The 14,527-nt window shown below is 36.6% G+C and carries 12 protein-coding genes; all 12 read left to right on the forward strand.

Translation table 11 applies throughout. The features are described 5' to 3' along the window. Positions 1-184 precede the first annotated feature (184 nt). The 12 genes from ATH1_RS0106235 (at position 185) to uvrC (ending at position 14,447) form a co-directional block, all read left to right on the forward strand. Positions 185-580, forward strand: coding sequence for a response regulator (locus tag ATH1_RS0106235; RefSeq protein WP_010419036.1), 396 nt, complete (start codon positions 185-187; stop codon positions 578-580). An 8-nt stretch (positions 581-588) separates the two neighbouring features. Further along, on the forward strand, positions 589-1,608 hold the full coding sequence (gene ruvB / locus ATH1_RS0106240; RefSeq protein ID WP_010419039.1) for a Holliday junction branch migration DNA helicase RuvB: 1,020 nt from the start codon (positions 589-591) through the stop codon (positions 1,606-1,608). A 25-nt stretch (positions 1,609-1,633) separates the two neighbouring features. Then, the gene (locus ATH1_RS0106245) at positions 1,634-3,094 is read left to right on the forward strand and encodes a lipopolysaccharide biosynthesis protein (RefSeq protein ID WP_010419043.1); all 1,461 of its coding nucleotides are present in this window, start codon (positions 1,634-1,636) and stop codon (positions 3,092-3,094) included. Further along, positions 3,072-3,506 (forward strand): dUTP diphosphatase, encoded by a 435-nt coding sequence (gene dut, locus ATH1_RS0106250; protein WP_010419045.1) that lies wholly within the window; start codon positions 3,072-3,074, stop codon positions 3,504-3,506. The genes ATH1_RS0106245 and dut overlap by 23 nt, the downstream gene beginning before the upstream one ends. A gap of 12 nt (positions 3,507-3,518) precedes the next feature. Further along, positions 3,519-5,285 carry a tetratricopeptide repeat protein gene (locus tag ATH1_RS0106255; RefSeq protein WP_010419047.1) on the forward strand — a complete coding sequence of 589 codons (1,767 nt, stop codon included), beginning with the start codon at positions 3,519-3,521 and terminating at the stop codon, positions 5,283-5,285. Continuing rightward, positions 5,275-6,117 (forward strand): lipoprotein insertase outer membrane protein LolB1, encoded by an 843-nt coding sequence (gene lolB1, locus ATH1_RS0106260; RefSeq protein WP_010419049.1) that lies wholly within the window; start codon positions 5,275-5,277, stop codon positions 6,115-6,117. The genes ATH1_RS0106255 and lolB1 overlap by 11 nt, the downstream gene beginning before the upstream one ends. Then, positions 6,062-7,261 carry a murein hydrolase activator EnvC family protein gene (locus tag ATH1_RS0106265; protein ID WP_245531725.1) on the forward strand — a complete coding sequence of 400 codons (1,200 nt, stop codon included), beginning with the start codon at positions 6,062-6,064 and terminating at the stop codon, positions 7,259-7,261. Before lolB1 ends, ATH1_RS0106265 begins: the two co-directional genes overlap by 56 nt. Before the next feature lie 116 nt (positions 7,262-7,377). Further along, positions 7,378-7,764 carry an ATP-binding protein gene (locus ATH1_RS0106270; RefSeq protein WP_010419054.1) on the forward strand — a complete coding sequence of 129 codons (387 nt, stop codon included), beginning with the start codon at positions 7,378-7,380 and terminating at the stop codon, positions 7,762-7,764. A 5-nt stretch (positions 7,765-7,769) separates the two neighbouring features. Then, positions 7,770-8,198: an rRNA maturation RNase YbeY gene (gene ybeY, locus ATH1_RS0106275; RefSeq protein WP_010419057.1), complete on the forward strand. Its 429-nt coding sequence runs from the start codon at positions 7,770-7,772 to the stop codon at positions 8,196-8,198. A 39-nt stretch (positions 8,199-8,237) separates the two neighbouring features. Continuing rightward, a complete protein-coding gene (mnmG, locus tag ATH1_RS0106280) occupies positions 8,238-10,115 on the forward strand; it encodes a tRNA uridine-5-carboxymethylaminomethyl(34) synthesis enzyme MnmG (protein WP_010419061.1) in 1,878 nt (625 codons plus the stop codon). 883 nt (positions 10,116-10,998) lie between these two features. Next, positions 10,999-12,630: an adenine deaminase gene (ade, locus tag ATH1_RS0106285; RefSeq protein WP_010419064.1), complete on the forward strand. Its 1,632-nt coding sequence runs from the start codon at positions 10,999-11,001 to the stop codon at positions 12,628-12,630. A 5-nt stretch (positions 12,631-12,635) separates the two neighbouring features. Beyond that, positions 12,636-14,447: an excinuclease ABC subunit UvrC gene (gene uvrC, locus ATH1_RS0106290; RefSeq protein ID WP_010419066.1), complete on the forward strand. Its 1,812-nt coding sequence runs from the start codon at positions 12,636-12,638 to the stop codon at positions 14,445-14,447. The last annotated feature ends 80 nt before the right edge of the window (positions 14,448-14,527 follow it).

Genomic DNA, 14,527 nt, shown 5'->3' on the forward strand with positions numbered 1-14,527 from the left:
TTTCGCGTATTTCCTGATATTCAAACATTACATCACGAAAGCTTATGAAACGGAAACCGCGTAATCGCGACAAGTTCCATTTGTCCTTAATAAATAATTTTTATAGAGATGAAAAAATCAGCTTAAATTTTTAACTTTAGGTTCACAAAATCCATTGATGTTTTCTTTTTGAAAAGCTTTTTCCATGGCGGGCATTAAGTTATTACTTGTTGAGGATAATGTTTTGAATCAGAAATTGATATATTTGACCTTGTCAAAGTACGGATTTAAAATTGATATTGCCAACAATGGACGGGAAGCTTTGAAATTACTGGAGGACAAAAAATACGATATTATTTTAATGGATTTGATGATGCCTGTAATGGATGGTTTGGAGACTACAAGACAGATCAGAAAGAATGAAAAGAAATCGGGGAGTGTCAATCGGAATATCATTATTGGTTTAACGGCTAATACTTATGATTCTGACCGGGACAGATGCATTAAGGAGGGTATGGATGAATATATGGCGAAGCCTTTCGATGTTGAACGTTTTGGAGAAATTATTAATAATTTTGGTTTCGAGATGAGTACTGTTTAATATTCGGGATGGATTTTGATATACGCAATACAGGAGAAGAGCAGACCAGAGAACCTGATATAGAGAAGAACCTCAGACCGTTAACCTTTTCCGATTTTCGTGGTCAGTTTAAGGTTGTTGAGAATCTTGAGATTTTTGTTAAGGCCGCTTTGATGCGTGGAGATTCGCTTGATCACGTCCTGCTTCATGGTCCTCCGGGACTTGGGAAAACTACTCTTTCCAATATTATTTCTCACGAGCTTGGTGTCGGTTTTAAGCTTACCAGCGGTCCTGTTTTGGATAAGCCGGGTGATTTGGCTGGTATCCTTACTTCTTTAGAACCTAATGATGTTTTGTTTATTGACGAAATTCACCGATTAAGTCCTATTGTTGAGGAATATTTGTATTCTGCGATGGAGGATTTCAGAATTGATATTGTTATTGACAAAGGACCTGGGGCGAAAAGCATACAGATTGAATTGAATCCTTTTACTTTAATAGGGGCTACTACCAGAAGTGGGTTGCTTACCGGTCCACTGCGTGCAAGATTTGGAATTAATTGTCATCTTGAGTATTACGATGCTGATGTATTAATGAAAATTGTAAAAAGATCTGCACGAATATTGAATGTTCCTATTTTGGATGATGCGGCTGCTGAAATATCACGCCGAAGCAGAGGTACCCCACGAATTGCCAATTCTTTGCTGAGGAGGGTGAGAGATTTTGCGCTGGTTAAGGGGTTTGGTAAAATTGATATGGAAATTACTAAAATTAGTCTCGAGGCTCTTAATATTGACCAGCATGGGCTGGATCAGATGGACCATAAGATTTTATTAACGCTTATTGAAAAATTTGAGGGCGGCCCGGTGGGTATCTCTACTATTGCCACTGCGATTGGAGAAGATAGCGGTACTATAGAGGAGGTTTATGAGCCTTTTCTTATTAAGGAGGGTTTCCTAAAACGTACCCCGCGCGGAAGAGTTGTAACACCCTTAGCTTATCGGCACTTTGGACGGCAACCTGGTGCTTCGCAATCTTCATTATTTTGATTTAAGAAATTTTGATATTTAGTTAATGTCATTAAGCTTAAAAAAGTTAGCAGGGGAGACCGTTATTTACGGTGCTTCTACCATGATCGGGCGTCTCTTGAACTGGCTTTTGATGCCGTTTTATATACGAACTTTAAGTACTTATGAATACGGTGTTGTTGTTAATTTTTATGGAATTATTGCTGTTTTATTGGTTGTTCTTACCTATGGTTTGGAAACCGGTTTTTTCAGGTTTTCAGGTAAATCCTATAATGAAAATTCTGTTTTTAAGACGCTTCTTACTTTACTGGGATTAACGAGCGGTATTTTTGTTTTAATTGGCTTGTTTCTGCATGGACGCCTTAGCGATATTTTTTATGAGGGTGAGCATAGCCTTTCTATACTTTTGGTTTTTTTTATTTTAGGTTTTGATTCTTTTTGTGCATTGCCTTTTGCCCGACTTCGTTTACAAAACAGAGCTGTTAAATTTGGCACTGTTAAGCTTGTAAATATCAGTGTTAACATTTTTTTTAATCTATTTTTCCTGCTGTTATTGCCTTATTTAATCAAAGAGGGTTTTATAAAAGGTTATATAGTTGATTTTTATAGTCGATTTGACGGCATTTTTTATGTGTTTTTGAGTAACGCTATTAGTAGTTTTGTTACACTTTTGTTGTTATTACCTGAGATTTTAAGGCTTAAGAGTTTTGTAGATTTTTCTGTTTTGAAACCTGTTCTGATTTATTCGCTGCCTGTCTTATTTGTTGGAATTACCGGGATGATTACCCAAAATATTGATAAAATATTACTTCCTGCACTTTTAAATGAAAATGGGTTCAGTCAGCTTGCTATCTATGGAGCCAATTTTAAGATTGGAGTGTTAATGAGCTTATTTACCCAGTCTTTCAGGTTTGCTTTTGAGCCTTTTTTCTTTAAAAACAAAGAAGAAGGAAGAACTTCGTATGCCAAAGTAATGGATTATTTTATTTTCTTTGGTCTTGTCATTTTTCTGGGTGTTACATTGTTTATTGACCTGGTTAACATTGTTCTTACCGAAGATTATATAAGGGGCAATACTATTGTTCCTGTTGTGTTGCTTGCTTTACTTTTTTACGGAATCTATTTTAATTTGTCATTGTGGTACAAACTTACTGACAGAACATGGATAGGAGCAGTTTTCGGTAGTATTGGTGCTGCTATTACGATTGTTTTAAATATAGTATTGGTTCCCTTGATTGGTGTTTTCGGTTCTGCCCTGGCATTGTTGACGGGGTATTTTGTGATGATGGTAATCTCGGGTATAATCGGGCATAAATTCTATCCTGTGCCTTACAAACCTGTCAAATACTTATTTTATTTTATTATAGCCGGTTTTATTTATTTTTTGGATTTAAAAGTAAGCATTGAATCAGATTTTTTTTCCTATCTGTTTAAAGCAACTATATTTGTTTTCTTTATTGGTTCATTTTTTGTTATTCAGAAGTATGATAAAGATAAAATTGGTTAACAGGAGTAGTAATGAAGTCCCTGAATTTGCCACCTCAGGTTCTGCAGGTGTTGATCTGCGTGCTTTTTTAGATGAACCCGTTATGTTAAAGCCACTTGAAAGAGCTATGGTTCCAACAGGTCTTTATATAGAATTGCCTGAGGGTACTGAAGCGCAGATAAGACCTCGAAGTGGTTTAGCTGCAAAGAGCGGGATCACTGTTCTTAATTCACCTGGTACCATTGACAGTGATTATCGGGGTGAGATAAAAGTCATTCTTGTTAACCTTTCCAATAATGAATTTACTATTAATAATGGTGATCGTATTTGTCAGATGGTTATTCATAAATATGAAACTTTTGAATGGGATCATGTGGAGGAATTGAGTGAAACTTTGCGGGGTTCCGGAGGCTTTGGACATACAGGATTGTAAAAATTTTTTCGAATGAGATATATTTTTTTCATACTATTTTTTCTTTATATATTTTCTTCTTGTTCTGTTTATAGAAATAGTCAGGTGCATGACGATAGCGGAGATAACGATTTTTCCGGAGCAATTATAAAATTGAGTGAGGAGGAGCAAAGAAAATTTGATTATTATTTTTTGGAAGCTAACCGGTTTAAGGCAATTAATGAAACCAAAAAAAGTTTCATGTATTTTGCTGAGGCCTTAAAAATTGATACTACTTGCGCTGTTTGTGCGTATGAGCTGGCTCGGATTCTTCTGTCCGGTGATAATATCGATGAAGCTGAAAAGCTGATGGAGAAAGCTGTTCGTTACAGCCCGGATAATCGTTATTACGTTACTTTGCTTTCCAGTATTTATCAGAATAATGGTAAAGGAGAAGATGCTGTAAAGGTGGGTGAACGATTACTTGATTTTTCCGATCCGCCTTCAGTGGATGATCTTTATTTTGTTGCTCAGCTTCATATAGAAAACGGAATGTATGATAAAGCTATCTCAAATTTGAAGAAAATTGAGGAGCAAGTTGGCATTAATGAAGCGATAACTTTCGAAATATATCAGTTATTTATTGAGAGCAATGATTTGAAAAGCGCTCAAAAGGAATTAGAAAAGCTGATTGAGGAATATCCTTCTAATGGTGATTACCGTGTTTATCTTGGTGATTTTTTTCTACAGAACAGAGATTTTAAACGTGCTTTTGAAGAGTACAAGAGAGTTTTGAAAATTCAGCCGGATAACGGGAAAGTACATTTTTCTCTTGCCAATTATTATTTTAATGTTGAGGATACTGTTTCTTTTAAAGAAGAATTACTTAAGGGATTTTCCTCGAAGGATGTCGATTTTGAAGATAAGTTCCGGCGGTTTATTCCTTTCGTTTCTCAATTTGGAAGTAAAGATAATCCGCTTACCAGGGAGGATGTTATTAAATTTTATGATGTATTGCTGAAAATACATCCATATCAGGCTGACCTTTACAGAAGTTATGGTAGTTTTCTTGTTGACCAGGGACAAAAGGAGGAGGCTTTAAAAATATATCAAAAAGGTATTGATATGGATGCTTCGAGGCCGGATCTTTGGCAAGAGTATTTGGTATTGCTTTCTGAAGTTGGTGATAACGAGGAACTCGCGTCAAAATCATCCTTAGCGATCACTTTTTTCCCTGAAGAACCGCTTTTTCGACTTTTTCATGGAGTTGCTCTTTTTCAGCAGGATGAGTTGGAGAAATCGGCTAAAACGCTTGAAAAGGGTTTAGAATATACTGACGATAATGTTCGATTAAAGGGACAGTTTCATGCCTATCTTGGTGATATTTACCATTCAATGGGGAATGTTGATAAATCGTTTCAGCATTATGAGGAGGCGCTTAAAATTGATGAGAATAATATTATCGTGCTTAATAATTACAGTTATTATCTGGCGCTTGAAAATCGTGATTTAGACAGAGCCGAAAGGATGAGTGCAAAAACTATTGAGTTGGAACCTGGTAATGCTACCTATCTTGATACCTATGCATGGGTTTTGTTTAAGAAAGGCCGGTATACTGAAGCTAAATTTATTATGGAACGTGCCATTGATAATTTGAAGGAGCCCAGTGGTGTTATTTATGAGCATTACGGAGATATTTTATATAAAACCGGCGATATTGAAGGGGCCGTTAAACAGTGGAATAACGCATTAAAATACGACGGTCATTCGGATTTGCTGGAAGACAAGATAAAAAGGAAAACTTATATTGATGGTGAATAAAGGTGTTACACTCTTTTTTCTTTTTCTGTTTTTAATAGGGTGTAAAACCATTGAAAAAGTTTCGGAAAAAGAGAATATTACTTCACTGAGTGAAAGAGAGATTTTAAAAAATGTCAGAGATTTCGAAAGTCGAAAGAATATCAATAGTGTTTTTTTTAGTAGAACTTCCGTTTCTTTTACTTCGGATGATAAGAATCAAAATTTCAGGTGTAATGTATTTTTGTATGTTGATAGTTTCATAAGAATAAGTGTTTTAGCGCCAATGGGGATTGAAGCGGCCCGAATTTCACTTGAGGAAGATGGTGTAATCATTATTGACAGGATTAACAGACAGGTTGTTTATTCCGGATATGATGAACTATATAGAAAGTATCGGATTAATCTGGATTTGTATTTTTTGCAAAATGTTCTTTTGAATAAGCCTTTTGACTTTACTGATAGTCTCGGTACGGATATTGATGATTACTATTATAGAGGGATTGAAAATTCGTTGTATAAATTTAGTTCAACGAAGGAGAGACACGTTAAATCGACGAATAACAGGAAATATAGTGAAGTACCTGTATTTCATCAATTATGGATATTGCCGGAGGATTTTTATTTGATGCGGAATTTTCTGCATTTTGGCGCTCAGGATGTGGATTTAGATATTTTATATGAGGATTTTACGAGAGAATTTTCCGGATTTTATTTTCCTTCTTCTGTTGTTATGAAAGGACAGTTTGGTGACAAAAAATTTTCTTTAAAAGCTAAGTTTGGAAATATACGTTTCAATGATGTCAACGGTATTTCCTTCAGTATTCCTGAGAAGTATGATAAGATATATCGGTAAAATATTTTTTCTGATGTTGTGTTTTACCTGGAATATTCAGGTTTCTGGTCAGAGTATTGATGATCTCAGGAAGGAAAGAGAATCGCTTTTGGAAGAAATTTCTAATACCAGCCGTTTGATTGAGCAAAAGAGGGAAACGCGGCAGGACAATTTGAGGGAACTTAATCTTATTGATCGTGAAATTGCTGCACGACGGAAGCTTATAGATAATTTTCAACATGAAATTGATCAACTCGATAATCAAATAGAAGTTAACCAGATGTTGGTTAACGATTTGGAGAGTGATATAAAACAACTGAAGGAAGAGTATGCGAGATTGATCAGGGATTCCTATAAAAGAAAGGGACAATTGAATCAGTTAATGTTTCTTTTCAGCGCTGATGGCTTTAGTGATGCCTATTTGAAATACCGGCTGTTTAAAGAGTATAGCCGGTACCGTCAGAAGCAGGGTGAAAAACTTATAGAATCGCAGAGTCGTGTTCAGGGGCTTTTAAAGGAAATTACCGAACAAAAGGGAGAGAAACAGGAAGTTTTAAATGAAATAGAGAATGAATTAAAACGTTTGGAAGATAACCGGGTGCGTAAAACCAGACTTGTACAAAGATTAAAGACTGAGCAGGAATGGTTACAGCAAAGTTTAAAGGAAAAGGAAGCTGCAGCTAATGAGTTGGAGCGCAAGATTAAGGATTTGATTGCGGCTGAAAAAGATGCTGAAATAAGTATGGAAGCTTCTGTTGAATTTGCCGATATGATGGGTAAGTTAATATGGCCGGTTGAGGAAGGAGTAATCGTAAATCCTTTTGGTGAACATGCTCATCCCGTTCTTAAGAATGTTATTATCAAAAATAATGGTGTTGATATTCAGGTGGTAACTAATACTGATGTCTTCTGTGTTCATCCAGGCCAGGTATCTACAATTGTTGCAATTCCTGGACTAAATAAAGCTGTTATTGTCAGGCATGGTAAATACCTTACTGTGTATGGTAATTTGGTTGATGTTTTTGTTAGAAAAGGCGATATTGTAAATGCCGGGCAAAAAATCGGCACAGTTTTTACAAGTGAGGCGGAGATGAAGGATGTTCTTCATTTCGAAATCTGGGAAGAGAGTACAAAACTTGATCCTGAGCGATGGCTTTTACGTTAATTTTTTGAAAAATGTGATTAATTTAGAAACCCTTTTTGAGGTTGTAAGTATAAATTAGTGTAATTTAGCCTGATAAAAATAGTCGGCCATAATCAAAACTTGTGGTAGTGAATAAAATGGTTTTCAAATCTGAAATTAAGAATATCAACCTTGTTGAGAGGTTGATTGATGATATTTCTGCAAAATACCAGTTACATTCAGATATTTACGGTAAATTGTTACTTGCTGTTGTAGAGGGTGTTAATAATGCAATTGTACATGGAAATAAATTGGAAAGTGATAAAGATGTTATACTTCAGTACCAGATTACCGATAAAGATATTCAGTTTGTGATTACTGATAGCGGGTCTGGTTTTGATTACTGGAACCTTCCTGATCCTACCAAACCTGAAAATATTGAAAAGACGCATGGTCGTGGAATTTTCTTAATGAAACATCTGGCTGATAAAGTACAGTTCAATGAAAAGGGCAATGAAGTTAGAGTTGTTTTCAATTTAACGTAATAAACGTGGCTATATCGTATTCTTCCTATGATATTGAATACAATCTGCCAGAGAAGCAGCAAATTAGTAATTGGATTACTCAAGTTATTGAGAATAAAGACTTTATGGTTGGCGATATAAACTACATTTTTTGTTCAGACAATTATATTTTAGAGACCAACCGTAATTTTCTTTCACACGATTATACTACAGATATTATTACCTTCGATTATTCTAAAAGACGATCGCTCTCTGGTGATATTTTGATTAGTATTCCTACTGTAAGTTTTAATGCAGAGCGTTTTGGTGTTACTTTTTTCAATGAGCTTCTCCGTGTAATGATTCATGGTGTATTACACCTTTTGGGATACAAGGATTCTACTGATCAAGAAAAGGAAGAGATGAGAAGGGCCGAGGATATATCTCTTCTTTTTTACGAAACAAATTTCGCGTAATACTGTTACTTTTGCGTTTCGTAGTTCATTTTTTTTATTATGGTTTTCGATTACGATGTTATTGTAGTAGGTGGAGGGCATGCTGGTTGTGAAGCAAGTGCTGCTGCGGCTAATTTGGGTGCCAGGACGTTGTTGATAACTATGGATTTGACCAAGTTAGCACAGATGAGTTGTAATCCTGCAGTAGGTGGGATTGCTAAGGGACAGATAGTTAGGGAGATAGATGCCTTGGGTGGCAAAATGGGTATTGTTACCGATTTGTCGTCGATTCAGTTCCGAATGCTCAATCGCTCAAAGGGGCCCGCGATGTGGAGTCCCAGGTCGCAATGTGACAGGATGGTATTTTCAGCTGAATGGCGAAAGCAACTTGAGAATACCAACAATCTTTATTTTTGGCAGGATGTCGTGGTGGATGTTGATTTTTCTCAGCCTGATGTTTTCCGTGTAATTACTTCCCTGAATGTGACATTCCTGGCAAAAAAGGTTATACTAACGAACGGTACTTTTTTAAACGGCCTTATGCATGTTGGGAAGGTGCAAATTGAAGGCGGTCGAATTTCCGAGCCTTCATCCAAAGGTCTTTCTGATAGATTTTTGGAAAGAGGATTTAAAACGGGAAGAATGAAAACCGGTACTCCTGTTCGGGTTGACGGTCGCACGGTTGATTTTACCAAATTAAAAGAACAACCGGGCGATAATGTTTTTTATAAGTTTTCATTTTTACCTGTTTCAAATAAACGACTTAAACAAAGAAGTTGTTATTTAACTTATACCAATCCAATTGTACATGATAGCATCCGGAGCCGACTTGAAGAAAGCCCCATGTATAATGGAACCATTCGGAGCATCGGACCGCGATATTGTCCGAGTATTGAAACAAAAATCGTAACGTTTGAAGAAAAGAGCGAACATCAGCTTCATTTAGAACCTGAAGGTGAGGATACGATTGAATTTTATCTTAACGGTTTTAGTAGTTCTCTTCCGCTTGAAACACAGGTTGAAGCTCTGAAATTAATACCGGGGTTGGAAAATGCCTATATTTTCAGGCCAGGGTATGCTATTGAGTATGATTTTTTTGATCCCACTCAGCTATACCATACATTGGAGACCAGGAAAGTCAGAGGTTTGTATTTTGCTGGTCAGATTAATGGTACTACCGGATATGAAGAGGCCGCGGCCCAGGGTTTGATAGCAGGTATTAATGCCGTTTTAAGCCTGCATAATAAAGATTCTTTTATTCTTAACAGGGACGAAGCATATATTGGAGTACTTATTGATGATTTGGTTACCAAGGGTGTTGATGAACCATACAGAATGTTTACCTCCAGAGCTGAATACAGAATTTTACTACGACAGGATGATGCTGACTTGAGGCTTACTCCAAAAGGAAGAGCTATTGGCCTGGTAGATGATTATCGTTATGGTTTGTTTGAAGAAAAGGTGAACTGGAGAAATAGAATTCAGGAATTTCTTGAATCTTACAGCATTATTCCTGGTCAAATCAATTCCTGGTTAAAGGGTAAAGATACAAGTCCACTTAAACAAAAAGTCAAAATCAAAGATTTAATTGCGCGGCCTCAGGTTAAGCTAAATGAATTGGTTGATGAAGTTGACGAGTTGAATGAATTGTGTTTCGATATCCCTTCGGAAAGACGACGTGAGATTTTGGACAGTGTAGAAATTTCCATTAAGTATGAAGGGTATATTTCGCGGGAGAGAGTCATTGCCGATAAACTTAAAAGATTAGAGAATTTGAAAATTAAAGGAAAATTTGATTATGGGTCTATTAAAAATATTTCTACGGAGGGCAGACAAAAACTTCAAAAAATAGACCCGGAGACCATTGGTCAGGCTTCAAGAATTAGTGGTGTTTCTCCAAGTGATATTAATGTGCTTTTGGTACTTATGGGAAGATAATGTTCCACGTGGAACAATTTTGTTACGGATATAAGGATAATGTTCCACGTGGAACAATTTGATATGTCTTTTATATTAATGTTTCCGTTCACAGGTGTTTTTGTGATAATTTTTTTATATCGGCCATTCAATTTTCTTGATTTAATGATTTTATTGAAATACTGATTGTCTGTAATATGTAGGCTAATGTTTTAGACTTGTTCGAAAGTTATTGATTCATGTAATTAAATGCCCTGTTTTCGGGTTTTGAAATTTCTGTAACGGTTATTTTATCGACTAACAAATGAGTAGTTATAAATTTGCCGATTTAACAGGCGGGTTTTTTATAGAAAACATGGTATAAATATTTTTTTATTTGAGATTAGTATTGAAGGATTTACACGGAGCATATCAGCAGATACATTGAGTAAAATGGACTTTTTGAAGAGTCTGCTGAATAATACTTAAATTTTAAATTATTTACATTGCATTTTTTTATTTAAGAAGTAAGGTTCTTCACAAAAGAACATGTATAATTAACCTCTAATCATCTAAGAAACCAAAAACAGGGAACAGATTCTTCGTCGTTACCTCCTCAGAATGACATTAGATGCCCTGTCATCCTGAGCGAAGCGAAGAATCTAACATCAATTGAAGTATGATAGGTTGCATCATTCCAACAATTCGGATAAATTTTATAAGGATGAAACGAGCATGACAAGGTTTGTCACAACAGAACATGTATAAGTTTTTGCATGCGAGTTCCATTTATTATTTTGAGGTGTTGGAAAAATATTCCACGCTAAGAACGCAAAATTAAAGGAACGCTATGATCGCAAAGAAGCGACTTCCGATTCTCGGGACGGGCTGCATCAGACCGATAACTTAGACTAATTTTATACGGATGAAAACCATTTCAGGAAACATAATCGACATTCACCGGCGGGAAATTTATGCCGGTACTCTCTTTTTTTCTCAAGGGAGAATTAATAAAATAGAAAAAAATAACAAATCTTACAGCCATTATATTTTGCCTGGATTAATTGATTCTCATGTGCACATAGAGAGTAGTATGTTGGTGCCTTCCAGTTTTTCACGACTGGTTGTTCCACGTGGAACAATTGGTGTTGTTACTGATCCTCATGAGATTGGCAATGTATTAGGGGTGAAAGGTGTTGAATATATGATTGATGATTCAAAGAAGACACCGCTTAAGTGTTTTTTTGGTGCACCTTCCTGTGTTCCCGCAACCAGTCTTGACTCTTCCGGGTCAATTATAGATCATGAGGATGTTGAATTTTTACTGGATAAAAAAGAAATTTTATTCTTGAGTGAGATGATGAATTTCGTCGGAGTTATTAATGGCGATAAGGAGGTGTTGCGTAAAATAAATGGCGCAAAAAAAAGAAAACTTCCTGTTGACGGACATGCTCCCGGATTAAGGGGCGAAGGCTTGAGAAAATATGTTTCTGCTGGGATATCAACCGATCATGAATGTTTTTCGCTGGAAGAAGCATTAGAAAAAATTGAAATGGGAATGAAAATTCAAATCAGAGAGGGTAGTGCAGCCAGGAATTTTGAGGCGCTTTTCAGTTTATTTGAATCTCATCCCGAATCTTTAATGTTGTGTACTGACGATTCTCATCCGGATGAATTGATACACGAAGGTCATATCGACAAACTTGTTAAATTGGGCATAAATAAAGGTGTGGACATTTTTAACCTGCTTAGAGCTGCATCATTAAATCCTGTAATGCATTATAATCTTCCTGTCGGATTGCTTAGGGAGGGGGATAATGCAGATTTTATTGTTATCGATCATCCCGACAAATTCAATATTCTGCAAACCTATATTGACGGACAGAAAGTCTTTGATTCTGATCGGGGACTTCTTTTTGATAAGCAAAGTGTGGAGATTGTAAATCATTTTGTTTCCAGGTTAGTTTCTGAAAACGATTTTAGCATTGATGTTCCGGAAGGAGCAAGTAAATTAAAAGTTATTCGTTGCTTTGATGGAGAATTGGTAACAGATGCTTTTTCAAAAGAAATCGAAGGAAAAGAGCATTTAGAGTCTGACACAGATAATGACATCTTGAAAATAGTGGTTGTCGACCGTTATCAAAATAAACCGGTTGCGGTTGGTTTTATTAAGGGATTTGGTTTGAAGAATGGTGCCATTGCTTCCTCTGTGGCACACGACAGTCATAATGTGGTAGCTGTTGGCGTCGAAGACCGTCACATTGCAAGCGCTGTTAATATGGTTATGGAGGCAAAGGGCGGACTTTCTGTCTCATCTGATGAATATGAAGAAATACTTCCATTGCCGGTGGGGGGTATAATGAGTGATAAAGACGGGGAAGAGGTTGCAGAAAGTTATGCCCGTATTGATAAGGTGGCAAAAAAACTGGGAACACAACTGAAATCTCCTTTCATGACCTTATCTTTTATGTCGCTTTTGGTTATTCCGAAAATGAAGCTGGGAGATAAAGGTTTGTTTGACGGTGAAAATTTTGAGTTTATTTCACTTTTTGAATAGACTTGATGGGGACTAATAAAGACAACAGAGAGAAATATCTGAAAGAAATAATTGCGGTTTTGCCGGATGACCCGGGCGTGTATCAGTATTTTGATGAGTCCGGGAAGATAATTTATGTTGGCAAAGCAAAAAACTTAAGGAAAAGAGTCTCTTCCTATTTTCAGAAAGTACCTGATAATGCAAAAACCCGAATACTCGTCAGGAAGATTCATGACATCCGATATATTGTTGTGGATACAGAAGAGGATGCGCTGCTTCTTGAAAATAATTTAATAAAAAAATATCAGCCCCGCTATAATGTTCTGCTTAAGGACGATAAAAGTTTTCCCTGGATAGTCATAAAAAACGAACCCTTCCCCAGGGTCTTTTCAACAAGACAAATTATAAAGGATGGCAGCGAATATTTTGGGCCTTACACCAGCGGTATGATGGTGAAGACGCTTATCGATTTGTTTCGTCAGTTATATCCCCTCCGAACTTGCCGGCATGCACTCACACAGGAAAATATTTTAAAAGGAAAATTTAAGGTCTGTCTTGAATATCATCTGGGCAATTGCAAAGGGCCGTGTGAAGGTCTTCAGCGGGAGGAAGAATATTTGGAATATATTGATGAGATAAGAAGCATTTTAAAAGGGAATATCACTTCGGTCATGAAGTACATGAAAAAAACCATGATGAAGCTGGCTGAAGAATATAAATTTGAGGAAGCAGAAGATATTAGGAAGAAACTGACAATACTTGAAGGATTCCAAAGTAAATCGACCGTTGTAAATCCTAAAATCAATAATGTGGATGTATTTTCTATCATTGATGATAAAAATGCTGCCTATGTTAATTTTCTGAAGGTAGTGAACGGTGCCATCATCCAGGCACACACCATCGAGTATAAAAAGAAAATGGATGAAGATATTACTTCTTTACTTGCCCTTGCTATTGCGGACATTCGTGAGAGACTCCACAGCAATGCTCCGGAGATTATTGTACCATTTAAACCGGATGTAGAATTCAGGGATGTTAAATTTCTGATCCCCAAGATTGGAGATAAAAAGAAATTACTCGAATTATCCGAAAGAAATGTAAAGTATTATCGTCTCGAAAAATTGAAGCAACAAGCCAATCATGCGAAGGTGCCCCGTAATGTTCAACTTCTTGAAACGGTCAAAAAGGACTTGCGCATGGATAAATTACCCGTGCATATCGAGTGTTTTGATAATTCCAATATTCAGGGGCATCATCCGGTTGCCGCTTGTGTGGTTTTCAAAAATGGAAAGCCGGCAAAAAAGGAATATCGCCATTTTAATATAAAAACAGTTGAGGGGCCTGATGATTTTGCCTCAATGCAGGAGGTGGTTTTTCGACGCTACAAACGTATTCTTGAAGAAAACCAACCAGTCCCGCAACTTGTTGTAATCGATGGAGGTAAAGGACAATTGGGTTCTGCAGTTAAAGCATTACAAGAGCTTGATCTCGACAGAAAAATTACCATTATTGGTATTGCCAAGCGGCTTGAGGAAATTTATTATCCCGGAGATTCGGTTCCTCTTTATCTGGATAAAAATTCCCCTTCACTCAAGTTAATTCAGAATCTGAGAAATGAAGCCCACCGGTTTGGGATTACTTTTCACAGGAATAAGAGAAGTAGTTCCTTTTTGAAATCCCGCCTTGAAGAGATTCCGGGGGTAGGACCGGAAACAATTAAAAAACTGATTAATCATTTTGGTTCTGCAAAAAACGTTGAGGAAGCAGCCAAAGCGAAAATAGCTGAAGTAGTGGGAGAGAGCAAAGCTGACAAAATTACCGCCTTCTTTAAAAAATAGTTTTAACCAACGCTGATTGATAGATAATCAGGGCTTGCTGAAAAATATCTAATAGTTTACAAATAAAGCGCTTATGGTGA

The sequence above is a fragment of the Anaerophaga thermohalophila DSM 12881 genome (genome assembly GCF_000191885.1).
GTDB lineage: Bacteria > Bacteroidota > Bacteroidia > Bacteroidales > Marinilabiliaceae > Anaerophaga > Anaerophaga thermohalophila.

Coding starts and splice junctions, on each gene's coding strand:
- lolB1 (WP_010419049.1), top strand. CDS start 5,275: ATGGTGAATAAAGGTGTTACACTCTTTTTTCTTTTTCTGTTTTTAATA.
- ruvB (WP_010419039.1), top strand. CDS start 589: ATGGATTTTGATATACGCAATACAGGAGAAGAGCAGACCAGAGAACCT.
- ATH1_RS0106265 (WP_245531725.1), top strand. CDS start 6,062: ATGTCAACGGTATTTCCTTCAGTATTCCTGAGAAGTATGATAAGATAT.
- mnmG (WP_010419061.1), top strand. CDS start 8,238: ATGGTTTTCGATTACGATGTTATTGTAGTAGGTGGAGGGCATGCTGGT.
- dut (WP_010419045.1), top strand. CDS start 3,072: ATGATAAAGATAAAATTGGTTAACAGGAGTAGTAATGAAGTCCCTGAA.
- uvrC (WP_010419066.1), top strand. CDS start 12,636: ATGGGGACTAATAAAGACAACAGAGAGAAATATCTGAAAGAAATAATT.
- ATH1_RS0106255 (WP_010419047.1), top strand. CDS start 3,519: ATGAGATATATTTTTTTCATACTATTTTTTCTTTATATATTTTCTTCT.
- ATH1_RS0106270 (WP_010419054.1), top strand. CDS start 7,378: ATGGTTTTCAAATCTGAAATTAAGAATATCAACCTTGTTGAGAGGTTG.
- ATH1_RS0106235 (WP_010419036.1), top strand. CDS start 185: ATGGCGGGCATTAAGTTATTACTTGTTGAGGATAATGTTTTGAATCAG.
- ade (WP_010419064.1), top strand. CDS start 10,999: ATGAAAACCATTTCAGGAAACATAATCGACATTCACCGGCGGGAAATT.
- ATH1_RS0106245 (WP_010419043.1), top strand. CDS start 1,634: ATGTCATTAAGCTTAAAAAAGTTAGCAGGGGAGACCGTTATTTACGGT.